Origin of the sequence: Saccharopolyspora sp. NPDC047091 (genome assembly GCF_040643635.1) — a bacterium.
Taxonomy (GTDB): Bacteria; Actinomycetota; Actinomycetes; order Mycobacteriales; family Pseudonocardiaceae; genus Saccharopolyspora_C.
This window is the reverse complement of sequence record NZ_JBEYUS010000026.1, coordinates 48,175-59,632: the sequence shown is the minus strand read 5'-3', so window position 1 is coordinate 59,632 and position 11,458 is coordinate 48,175. Positions and strand designations below refer to the sequence as shown.

Genomic DNA, 11,458 nt, shown 5'->3' with positions numbered 1-11,458 from the left:
TTCGTGCCGGGGTCAGCGGCGGCGGAACATCAAGGCCCGCTTGACCTCTTGGATCGCCTTGGTGACCTGGATGCCACGGGGGCAGGCGTCCGTGCAGTTGAACGTGGTGCGGCAGCGCCACACGCCGTCCACGTCGTTGAGGATGTCCAGGCGCTCCTCGGCGGCCTCGTCGCGGCTGTCGAAGATGAACCGGTGCGCGTTGACGATCGCGGCGGGCCCGAAGTAGGAGCCCTCCGACCAGTACACCGGGCAGGACGTGGTGCAGGCCGCGCACAGGATGCACTTGGTGGTGTCGTCGAAGCGCGCGCGCTCGGCGACGGACTGGGTGCGCTCGCGGGTCGGCTCGTTGCCCGAGGTGACCAGGTAGGGCTTGATCGCCCGGTAGGCCTCGAAGAACGGTTCCATGTCGACCAGCAGGTCCTTGTGCACCGGCAGGCCCTTGATCGGCTCGACGGTGATCGTCGTCTCGCCGTTCTTGGCCAGCAGGTCCTTCATCAGGACCTTGCAGGCCAGGCGGTTCACGCCGTTGATGCGCATCGCGTCCGAACCGCAGACGCCGTGCGCGCAGGAGCGGCGGAACGTCAGCGAGCCGTCCACGTACCACTTGATGTAGTGCAGCAGGTTCAGCACGCGGTCGCTGGGCAGCGCCGGGATCCGGAAGGACTCCCAGTGCAGGTCCTCGTCGACCTCCGGGTTGAACCGCTGGATCTTGACCGTGACCATCGTGGCGCCCTCGGGGATGGGCGGGGCGTCCGACGGCAGGTCGGTGGTCTGTTCGGTGTTCGTCACGGTTGCGGTCATCAGTACTTACGCTCCATCGGCTGGTACCGGGTCACGACGACGGGCTTGTAGTCCAACCGGATGTCGGACTGGAAGCCGGTCAGTCCCAGCGGCGCGTTCGGATCCTCGGCGTCGGGCAGCTGCTTGTACGACATGCTGTGGCGCATGAAGTTGGTGTCGTCGCGGGCGGTGTAGTCCTCGCGGGCGTGCCCGCCGCGGGACTCCTTGCGCGCCAGCGCCGCGTTCACCAGCGACTCGGCCAGGTCCAGCAGGAAACCGAGCTCGATGGCCTCCAGCAGGTCCGAGTTGAACCGCTTGCCCTTGTCGTGCACCGCGATCCGGCCGTAGCGCTCCTTGAGCGACTGCACGTCCGACAGCGCCTGCTTCAGCGTCTCCTCGGTGCGGTACACCGAGGCGTTGGCATCCATCGTCTCCTGCAGCTCGGTGCGGATCGTGGCGACCCGCTCCCCGCCGTGCGCGGTGCGCAGGTGCTCGACCATGCCCTCGACGAGCTTGGTGGGCTCCTCCGGGATCTCCACGTGCTCGTGCGCGTTGGCGTACTCCGCGGCGGCGATGCCCGCCCGGCGGCCGAACACGTTGATGTCCAGCAGCGAGTTCGTGCCGAGCCGGTTCGAGCCGTGCACCGACACGCACGCGCACTCGCCCGCGGCGTACAGCCCCGGCACGGTGTGCTCGTTGTCCCGCAGCACCTCACCGGTGATGTTGGTGGGGATGCCGCCCATCGCGTAGTGCGCGGTCGGGTACACCGGCACCGGCTCGGTGGTCGGCTCCACGCCCAGGTAGGTGCGGGAGAACTCGGTGATGTCCGGCAGCTTCTGCTCCAGCACGTCCGCGCCGAGGTGCGTGACGTCGAGCAGCACGTAGTCCTTGTTCGGGCCCGCGCCGCGGCCTTCCAGGACCTCCAGGGCCATCGAGCGGGCGACGATGTCGCGCGGCGCCAGGTCCTTGATCGTCGGGGCGTAGCGCTCCATGAACCGCTCGCCGTCGGCGTTGCGCAGGATGCCGCCCTCGCCGCGGACCGCCTCCGAGATGAGGATGCCCAGCCCGGCCAGGCCGGTCGGGTGGAACTGGTAGAACTCCATGTCCTCCAGCGGCAGGCCCTTGCGGTAGATGATGCCCATGCCGTCACCGGTGAGGGTGTGCGCGTTGGACGTCGTCTTGAAGACCTTGCCGAAACCGCCGGTGGCGAACACGACGGCCTTCGCCTCGAACACGTGGATCTCACCGGTGGCGAGCTCGTAGGCCACCGCGCCGGTGCAGACCTGCTCGCCGTCCTCGCCCTCGCTCATCGTGACGTCGAGGACGTAGAACTCGTTGAAGAACTCCACGCCGTGCTTGATGCAGTTCTGGTACAGCGTCTGCAGGATCATGTGGCCGGTGCGGTCCGCGGCGTAGCAGGCCCGGCGCACCGGGGACTTGCCGTGGTCGCGGGTGTGGCCGCCGAACCGGCGCTGGTCGATCTTGCCTTCGGGCGTCCGGTTGAACGGCAGCCCCATCTTCTCCAGGTCGAGCACCGAGTCGATGGCCTCCTTGGCCATGATCTCGGCGGCGTCCTGGTCGACGAGGTAGTCGCCGCCCTTGATGGTGTCGAAGGTGTGCCACTCCCAGTTGTCCTCCTCGACGTTGGCGAGGGCGGCGCACATGCCGCCCTGCGCCGCGCCGGTGTGGGAGCGGGTGGGGTAGAGCTTCGTCAGCACGGCGGTGCGGGCGCGCTGGCCCGACTCGATCGCCGCGCGCATCCCGGCGCCGCCTGCGCCGACGATGACCACGTCGTACTTGTGGTGTTGCATGGTCGCCTCCTAGGGCCGCTGGCGAGGCCGTCCGCTGCTCGCGGGGCCTCGAAGCCTGCGCTGTGTCGTCAGCCGATGTTCGGGTCGAAGGTGAAGAGCACGAAGGTGCCCAGACCGACCGTGAGCAGGACCGAGACGTACAGCAGCATCTTCAGCCAGAACCGGGTGGCGTCCTTGCGGGAGTAGTCGTTGATCACGGTGCGCAGCCCGTTGCCGCCGTGCAGGCCGGCCAGCCACAGCATCGTCAGGTCCCAGAACTGCCAGAACGGGGAGGCCCAGCGGCCCGCGACGAACGCGAAGTTGACCCGGTGCACCCCGCCGTCCAGGAACAGCATGATCAGCATGTGCCCGAGGACCAGGAACAGCAGCAGCACGCCCGACAGGCGCATGAACAGCCAGCTGTAGAGCTCGAAGTTGCTGCGGCGAGCGGCCGGGCGGTGCGGGGACCGCGGCTTGTCGACCGACAGCGGCGCGTCGATGGTGGTCATGGGTCAGTGCCCCCCGAACAGTTCCGTGACGGCGCGCGTGAGCATGCTGATGGCGGCGGGCACGATCAGCACCAGCCACACCACCAGAACGGTCCAGAGCATCGGCTTCTGGTATTTCGGCCCGTTCGACCAGAAGTCGACCAGCATGACGCGGATGCCGTTGAACGCGTGGAACAGCACCGCCGCGAGCAGACCCAGTTCGAACAGGATCATGATCGGGCTTTTGTAGGTTTCGATGACCGTGTCGTACGCCTCGGGCGATACCCGCACGAGAGCGGTGTCCAACACGTGCACGAACAAGAAGAAGAATGTGAGCACGCCCGTGATCCGGTGCGCTACCCACGACCACATGCCCAAGTCACCGCGGTAGAGGGATCCCTTGGCACGAGGGTTGCCCTCGCGCTGGGGGGCCTCCGCCGCGGAGGCGGTGGTGCTGGCCATGGTGGAAGGCCTCCAACGTCGCTGGTGGACTGACGGCCCGTTCGGGAACATGACGACCGGTCCGAGTCGTCGTCATTCGTACGCCCGTCACCGGCCACCTGAACAAGGCCTGGACGTCTCGGATGCTAGACCTGCACCATCCGTGCGGCCTACTCGCCTGTGCTCTGTGTGATCGACCAGACAAAGGCCGCTACCTGGTGGATCGATGTAGAAATCAACTCGTGACACCGGGGCAATACGCAAGCAGCAGGGTCAAGCCTTAATTTCGAGAGCCACGTCACCGGACGTGTGCTGCGTATCGGCCCGCATTCCCCGGAAGGGGAACGGGCCGCGGTCCGCGCCCCGCGATTCGCTCCGATCCGGAGCGGTCACCGGGGCGCGGAGCTGTGCGGCGGGGTTGTCGAAAGGGGAACGGCGATGCGGCGAACGGCCGGCTCGTCCAAGGGGTACGGGGCGGGGTGGCGGCGCTCCGGCGCCGCGCTGACCGCGGTGGCGCTGGCGGGGGTGCTGGCGCTGTCGGGCTGCGCCAAGGACGCCCGCGGCGGCGGGGGCGCCGTCGAGGGGCAGCCGTGCCGCACCGAGCAGCCACCGGCGGTGACGGCGCCGGTGAGCACGTCGGAGCGCGCCGACGCACCCGCGCCGGACGCGAGCCGGATGCAGGTCGGGCTGGCGTTCGACATCGGCGGCCGCGGCGACGCGTCGTTCAACGACGCCACCGTCGCCGGTCTGGAGCGCGCGAAGTCCGAGATGGGGCTCACCCGGACCAAGGAGCTCGACGCCGCCGCCGGTGAGCCGGAGGACGCGAAGCAGACCCGGCTGCGCCAGCTGGCGCGCGAGGGCTTCAACCCGGTCATCGCCGTCGGCTACGCCTACGCGGACTCGGTGAAGGTCGTCGCCCCCGAGTTCCTGGGCACGAAGTTCGCGCTGATCGACGAGAAGATCGACGGCATCCCGAACGTCACCTCGCTGGTGTTCGCCGAGGAGCAGGGTTCGTTCCTGGTGGGCGTGCTCGCCGCGCACAAGTCCCGGAATTGCAGCATCGGGTTCGTCGGCGGGGTGGAGACGCCGCTGATCCAGAAGTTCCAGGCCGGGTTCGAGCAGGGCGCGAAGGCCGCCGCGCCGGACGTGCGGATCCAGACCGACTACCTCACCCCGGCCGGGGACTTCTCCGGCTTCCAGGACCCGAACAAGGGGTCCGAGGTGGCGCGGGGCCAGCTCGACGCCGGGGCCGACGTGATCTACCACGCGGCCGGTGCCTCCGGGAAGGGCGTGTTCGCGGCCGTGGCCGGGGCGGACGCGATGGCCGTCGGCGTGGACTCCGACCAGTACGTGCAGCCGACCGTGGCGCAGTACAAGGACGTGATCATCACCTCGATGCTGAAGCGGATCGACCTCGCCGTGTTCGACTACGTGGCGGCCGTCGCGCGGGGCGATCTGTCCGCGGTGCCGCCGAAGTTCGACCTGTCGATGGACGCGGTCACCTACTCCACCTCCGGCGGGAAGGTGGACGACCTCACCGCGGTCGCCGACGCCTACAAGGCCGCGATCGCCCGCGGCGACATCCAGGTCAGCCCCACCCCGTGACCCGGCGGCGGGCCGCCCCCACCGGCGGCCCGCACCGGTCCCGAACCCGTGCCCGCCGCATCCGCGGACCTGGCGCACCAGCCGCGCCGGCGCGGCACCGAGCCGCCGCGCACCGGCGCGGCCCGGAACGGCCGCCGCATCGGTGCGCCCCGAGAGACCGCCGCGCACCAGCGCGGCCCGGAGATCCCGCCGCGCGACGGTGCGCGGCCCGGAGACGGAGTCAGATGAGCACCACCAGACCGGACGACCCCGGTCCGCCCCTCGCCGCGGCAGGCGTCCCCGATCAGGGACCGCCCGCCGTCGCGCTGCACGGCATCACCAAGTCGTTCCCCGGCGTCGTCGCCAACTCCGACGTGCACCTGACCGTGCGCGCCGGGGAGGTGCACGCGCTGTGCGGGGAGAACGGGGCGGGCAAGTCCACCCTGATGAAGATCCTCTACGGCATGCAGTCGCCGGACGAGGGCACCGTCGAGCTCGGCGGCGAGCAGGTGCGGCTGCGCACCCCTGCCGACGCGATCCGGCACGGCGTCGGCATGGTGCACCAGCACTTCATGCTCGCCGACAACCTCACCGTGCTGGAGAACGTGGTGCTCGGCGCCGAGCAGGAGCACGGCATCGGCGCCCGGGCGCGGCGCCGCATCGCGGAGCTCGCCGAGCAGGCCGGGTTCGCGGTGCGGCCGGACGAGCTGGTGGAGCGGCTCGGCGTCGCCGACCGGCAGCGGGTGGAGATCCTCAAGGTCCTCTACCGCGGCGCCCGCACGATCATCCTCGACGAGCCGACCGCGGTGCTGGTGCCGCAGGAGGTCGAGGAGCTGTTCACCACGCTGCGCGCCATGCGGGAGCGCGGCTTCACGTTCCTGTTCATCTCGCACAAGCTGGACGAGGTGCTGGCCATCGCCGACGCGGTGACCGTGCTGCGCCGCGGCACCACCGTCGGCACCGTGCCCGCGAGCGAGGTGACCACCCGCGAGCTGGCCGAGCTGATGGTCGGCAGCGAACTGCCCGACCCGTCCACCGGCGACTCCACCGTCACCGATCGCCCGGTGCTCACCATCACCGGACTGTCCGCAGTGGACGGTGGGCGGGCGGTGCTGGACGACGTCGACCTCGTGGTGCACGCGGGCGAGGTCGTCGGCATCGCGGGCGTCGAGGGCAACGGGCAGACCGAACTCGTCGAAGCCGTGCTCGGGATGCGGCCGATCAGCGCGGGCGGCATCCGGCTCGGCGACACCGACCTGACCCGGCTGTCCACGCTGCGCCGCCGCGCCGCGGGCATCGGCTACGTGCCGGAGGACCGGCACCGGCACGGCCTGCTGCTCGACGAATCCTTGTGGTTCAACCGGATCCTCGGTCACCAGACCCGCAGGCCCGCCGCGCGCGGGCCGTGGCTGGACCGGGCGGGCGCGCGCGCCGACACCGAGCGCATCGTCGCCGAGTTCGACGTGCGCACCCCCGGCATCGACGTGGACGCGGTCGCGCTCTCCGGCGGCAACCAGCAGAAGCTGGTCGTCGGCCGGGAGCTCTCCGGTGATCCGGAGTTGCTCATCGCCGCGCACCCCACCCGGGGCGTGGACGTCGGCGCCCAGGCCGGGATCTGGGAGCACCTGCGCACCGCAAGGGCCGCCGGGCTCGCGGTGCTGCTGATCTCCGCGGACCTCGACGAGCTGATCGGGCTGTCCGACACGATCCGGGTGCTGTTCCGCGGCGCGCTCGTCGCCGAAGCCGATCCGCGCACCGTCACGCCGGAACGGCTCGGCGCGGCCATGACGGGAACTTCCGGGGGAGGTGCCGACTGATGGGGGCGAAGCGCTCGACCCTGCTGCCGCCGGTGCTGGCGATCGCGTTCGCCGTGGTGCTGTGCAGCCTGGTGCTGCTGCTGTCCGGGGCGAACCCGATCGCCGCGCTCGGCGAGATGATCACCCAGGTGGGCACCGGCACCACCGCGGTGGACATCGTCAACACCGCGGCCGCCTACTACCTGGTGGCGCTGGCCGCCGCCGTCGGGTTCCAGATGAACCTGCTCAACATCGGCGTCGAAGGCCAGTACCGGCTCGCCGCGTGCGTGGCGGCCATCGTCGGCGGCTCGCTGAGCCTGCCGTTCGGGGTGCACGCCCTCGTGGTGATCGTCGTCGGCGCGGCCACCGGTGCCGCGTGGGCGGGCATCGCCGCGCTGCTGAAGATCTACCGCGGCGTGTCCGAGGTCATCTCGACGATCATGCTGAACGTGCTGGCGGGCGGCGTGATCGCGTTCCTCGTCAAGCAGTTCGGCGAACTGCGCGGCAACACGCAGGGCACCGCGCTCATCGGCGAATCCGGGCAGGTGCCCGGAATTCCGCTCGGCTCCGCCGGAACCGTGTTCGGGCTGGTGCTGCTGGCCGCCGTCGTCGGCGCCGCCTACTGGGTGCTGCTCGGCCGCACCCGGTTCGGGTTCGAGCTGCGCGCCACCGGGCTGTCGCCGACCGCTGCGCTGGCAGGCGGGGTGAGCTCGAAGAAGATGGTGCTCGGCGCGATGCTGCTCTCCGGCGGCGTCGCGGGACTCGCCGGGCTGCCGGAGATCCTGGGCCGCGACCACACGTTCACCATCACCTTCCCCACCGGCTACGGCTTCGCCGGGCTGGCCATCGCGCTGCTCGGGCGCAACCACCCGGTGGGGGTCGCGTTCGGCGCGCTGCTGTGGTCCTTCCTGGACAAGAGCTCGCTGACGCTGGACAACATCGGCGTACCGAAGGAGATCGTGATCATCTTGCAGGGCACGATCGTGCTGTCGGTCGTCGTCGCCTACGAACTGGTGCGGCGCCGCAGGCTCGACGCCGAACAGCGCCGCGTCGGCCAGGTCCTGTCCGGAGGTGCGGTATGACCGCCACGCTCACCCCCGGCCCCACCCGGCCCGCGACCCGTCGGCGCACCATGCCCGGCTGGGCGCGCGCCGCGCTGTGGGTCGCCGTCGCGGTCGTCGCCGTCTCCTACACCTCGTACGCGACGGGACTGCCCGAGCTGACCGCCTCCGGCACCGTGCAGTCCGCGGTGCGCCTAGGTGTGCCCATCCTGCTCGCCGGGCTCGGCGGGCTGTGGGCCGAACGCGCCGGTGTGATCAACATCGGGCTGGAGGGCATGATGGTCCTCGGCACCTGGGGCGGTGCCTGGGCCGGGTACCAGTGGGGACCCGTCGCCGGGCTCATCGCCGCGGCCGCGTTCGGCGCCCTCGGCGGGCTCGTGCACGCCGTCGCGACGGTGAGCTTCGGGGTGAACCACATCGTCTCCGGCGTCGCCGTCAACCTCCTCGGGCTCGGCGTCACCCAGTACCTGTCGAGCCTCGTGTTCGAGCCGATCTCGCAGAACCCGCGGGAATCGCCGCCGGTGCCGAAGTTCGACACCTACTCGGCCTACCCCTTCGGGGAATGGCTGCGTTCGCTGGAATCCCTGCAACGGGTGGGGATCTCCGACGCGGCGGGCATCATCGGCGGGCTCGTCACCGGGGTGTCGCCGCTGACGATGCTGGCGTACCTGCTGGTGCCGGTGAGCTACCTGGTGCTGTGGCGCTCGCCGTTCGGGCTGCGGCTGCGGTCCTGCGGGGAGAACCCCGTCGCCGCCGCCTCGCTCGGCGTGCCGGTGCAGCGGTACAAGTACCTCGCGGTGATCGTGTCCGGAGCGCTGGCCGGGCTCGGCGGCGCCGCGCTCATCCTCAACCCCGGGCAGGCCGGCTACCTGGAGAACCAGACCAACAACCGCGGCTACATCGCCCTCGCGGCGATGATCTTCGGGAACTGGCGGCCGGGCGGGCTGCTCGGCGGGGCGGCGCTGTTCGGCTACTCCGACGGGCTCCAGCTGCGCAGCGGCGAGACCACGGTGCACGCGCTGTTCTACGCGGCCACGCTGGTGCTGGTGGTCGTCTCCGCCGTGCAGGTGTACCGGCGCCGGTGGTTCGCCGCGGGCATCGCCGCCGTGAGCGCCGCGGTCGTGTACTCGGTGTACTGGTACACCGACCAACTGCCGGAGGAGCTGACCGCCTACACCCCGCATCTGGTCACCCTCGTGGTCCTCGCGGCCGCCGCGCAGCACCTGCGACCACCCGCCGCGGTCGGCGTCCCGTACCGGCGCGGCGAGGACTGACCCGGCGGCCGCGGACCGGTCCGGCATCGACCGACCGGCTCGGCATCAATCGACCGGCCCGGCATCGACCGACCGGCCCCGGGCACCGCGCCCGGGGCCGGTCCGCACGGCGGAAGCTTTCCCGCCGCGCGCGTGCGAAGGTCTTCCGGACACCGGAACGAGCTCGGGAGCGATGTGGACACCATCAACTGGGAGGCCCTGCGGGCCGCGGCGGTCGAAGTCGCGGCGAAGGCCTACTGCCCGTATTCGAAGCTCCAGGTCGGCGCGGCCGCGATCTGCGACGACGGGCGGCTCGTCGTCGGCTGCAACGTGGAGAACGTGTCCTACGGGCTGACGTTGTGCGCCGAGTGCACGATGGCCGGGCAGCTGCGGCTGACCGGTGGCGGCCGGTTCGTCGCCGTCGCCTGCCGCAGCGGGGAGGGCGAACTGCTGATGCCGTGCGGGCGGTGCCGCCAGCTGCTGCAGGAACTGGGCGGCCCGGACTGCCTGGTGGACACCCCTCGGGGAGTTCTCCCCATGCGACAAGTTCTCCCGGACGCTTTTGAGTTGTGAAAGGCCTCCGGGGGGCGTCTTGCGAGGTGGGGCGGGTGGCGGAACCTCAGCGCTCTCCTCGCTGCGGGATCGTTTTCACAGGTGGCTCCGCCACATGCGAAAACGCTGTCCTCGCGAGGAAAGCGCTGAGAACCCGCTGCGGTGCCGGTGGCTCTGGTGGTCGGCAGTTCAGCGACTGCGTCGCTGAGAGGAACGACCGGGCTGCCGGATGATCGGCGGCCTCGTCGGTGTCGTGGGGACTGCGGAAGTGATCTGATCGGGGTGGCGCTCGGCAGCGGGTCGGGCTCGGTGGAGGGAATGGCATGGCGCACTCGGTGATCGACGTGATCCGGGCGAAGCGGGACGGCGGGCGGCTCGCCGACGAGCAGATCGACTGGGTCGTGGACGCCTACACCCGCGGCGCGGTCGCCGACGAGCAGATGTCCGCCCTGGCCATGGCGATCCTGCTGCGCGGCATGGACCGCGCCGAGATCGCCCGCTGGACCGCGGCGATGATCGCCTCCGGAGAGCGGCTGGACCTCGGCGGCGTGCCCCGGCCCACGGTGGACAAGCACTCCACCGGCGGCGTCGGCGACAAGATCACGCTGCCGCTCACCCCGCTCGTCGCGGCCTGCGGCGCCGCGGTGCCGCAGCTGTCCGGGCGCGGCCTCGGGCACACCGGCGGCACGCTCGACAAGCTGGAATCCATCCCGGGCTGGCGGTCCGGGCTCACCGCGGCCCAGATCCGCGCGCAGCTCACCGAGCTCGGCGCCGTGGTGTGCGCCGCGACCGAGGGCATCGCGCCCGCCGACCGCAAGCTGTACGCGCTGCGCGACGTCACCGGCACCGTCGAATCCATCCCGCTGATCGCCAGCTCCATCATGAGCAAGAAGATCGCCGAAGGCGCCGGATCGCTGGTGCTGGACGTGAAGTGCGGTTCCGGCGCGTTCATGAAGGACCAGCGGCAGGCCCGCGCCCTCGCCGACGAGCTGGTGTCCATCGGCACCGCGCACGGGGTGCGCACCAGCGCGCTGCTCACCGACATGTCGGTGCCGCTGGGCGTCGCCGTCGGCAACGCGCTGGAGGTCGCGGAGTCCGTCGAGGTGCTGCAGGGCGGCGGCCCGGCCGACGTCGTCGAGCTCACGCTGGCGCTGGCGCGGGAGATGCTCGCGCACGCCGGACTGTCCGATGTGGACCCGGCGGAGGTGCTGGCGTCCGGGAAGGCGTACGACTCGTGGCGCGCCATGATCGGCGCCCAGGGCGGTGATCCGGAGGCACCGCTGCCGCGCGCCGCGCACGTGGAGACCGTCGCCGCGCCGGAGGACGGCGTGCTGTCCGCGCTGGACGCCTACGCGGTCGGCCTGGCCGCGTGGCGGCTCGGCGCGGGCCGGGCCCGCAAGGAGGACGCGGTGCAGCACGCCGCGGGAATCCGCTGCCTCGCCAAACCCGGCGACCGGGTCACCGCGGGCGCTCCGCTGCTGGAGCTGCACACCGACGACGCCGGCAAGATCCCGGCCGCCCGTGAGGCGCTGACCGGCGCGATCGCCGTCGCCGCCGCGCACACCCCGGCCGACCTGATCATCGACACGATCCGCCCCTGACCTCCCGGGCGAACGGCCTGCCCGCCCGGCCGGATCGGGGCGGGCAGGCCACCCGGTGCGGGAACGCGGCAGGGCCGCGGCTCCCGGAGGAACCGCGGCCCTGTCGGTGCTG

General features: G+C 71.3%; 10 protein-coding genes. 6 read left to right on the top strand and 4 right to left on the bottom strand.

Features of this window, described 5'->3' with window-relative positions; genetic code table 11:
- Positions 1-12 precede the first annotated feature (12 nt).
- The 4 genes from ABZ805_RS14085 to sdhC form a co-directional block, all read right to left on the bottom strand.
- Complete coding sequence (locus ABZ805_RS14085; RefSeq protein ID WP_224955938.1) at positions 13-801, bottom strand: succinate dehydrogenase iron-sulfur subunit; 789 nt, start codon at positions 799-801, stop codon at positions 13-15.
- Positions 801-2,591: a succinate dehydrogenase flavoprotein subunit gene (sdhA, locus tag ABZ805_RS14080; protein WP_358439243.1), complete on the bottom strand. Its 1,791-nt coding sequence runs from the start codon at positions 2,589-2,591 to the stop codon at positions 801-803. Before sdhA ends, ABZ805_RS14085 begins: the two co-directional genes overlap by 1 nt.
- Positions 2,592-2,659: 68 nt before the next feature.
- A complete protein-coding gene (locus ABZ805_RS14075; RefSeq protein ID WP_224955936.1) occupies positions 2,660-3,079 on the bottom strand; it encodes a succinate dehydrogenase hydrophobic membrane anchor subunit in 420 nt (139 codons plus the stop codon).
- Positions 3,080-3,082: 3 nt separating this feature from the next.
- Positions 3,083-3,520 (bottom strand): succinate dehydrogenase, cytochrome b556 subunit, encoded by a 438-nt coding sequence (gene sdhC / locus ABZ805_RS14070; protein WP_224955935.1) that lies wholly within the window; start codon positions 3,518-3,520, stop codon positions 3,083-3,085.
- Positions 3,521-3,937: 417 nt separating this feature from the next.
- Between sdhC and ABZ805_RS14065 the strand changes: the two genes are divergently transcribed.
- The 6 genes from ABZ805_RS14065 (at position 3,938) to ABZ805_RS14040 (ending at position 11,346) form a co-directional block, all read left to right on the top strand.
- Positions 3,938-5,104 (top strand): BMP family ABC transporter substrate-binding protein, encoded by a 1,167-nt coding sequence (locus ABZ805_RS14065; protein WP_358439239.1) that lies wholly within the window; start codon positions 3,938-3,940, stop codon positions 5,102-5,104.
- A gap of 224 nt (positions 5,105-5,328) precedes the next feature.
- Entirely contained in the window at positions 5,329-6,900 is a 1,572-nt protein-coding gene (locus ABZ805_RS14060; RefSeq protein WP_358439236.1) for an ABC transporter ATP-binding protein, read from the top strand.
- Positions 6,900-7,961: an ABC transporter permease gene (locus tag ABZ805_RS14055; RefSeq protein ID WP_358439233.1), complete on the top strand. Its 1,062-nt coding sequence runs from the start codon at positions 6,900-6,902 to the stop codon at positions 7,959-7,961. The genes ABZ805_RS14060 and ABZ805_RS14055 overlap by 1 nt, the downstream gene beginning before the upstream one ends.
- The gene (locus tag ABZ805_RS14050) at positions 7,958-9,214 is read left to right on the top strand and encodes an ABC transporter permease (RefSeq protein WP_358439230.1); all 1,257 of its coding nucleotides are present in this window, start codon (positions 7,958-7,960) and stop codon (positions 9,212-9,214) included. The genes ABZ805_RS14055 and ABZ805_RS14050 overlap by 4 nt, the downstream gene beginning before the upstream one ends.
- Before the next feature lie 174 nt (positions 9,215-9,388).
- Entirely contained in the window at positions 9,389-9,766 is a 378-nt protein-coding gene (locus ABZ805_RS14045) for a cytidine deaminase (RefSeq protein WP_358439227.1), read from the top strand.
- Positions 9,767-10,068: 302 nt separating this feature from the next.
- Positions 10,069-11,346: a thymidine phosphorylase gene (locus tag ABZ805_RS14040; RefSeq protein ID WP_358439224.1), complete on the top strand. Its 1,278-nt coding sequence runs from the start codon at positions 10,069-10,071 to the stop codon at positions 11,344-11,346.
- Positions 11,347-11,458: the final 112 nt, after the last annotated feature.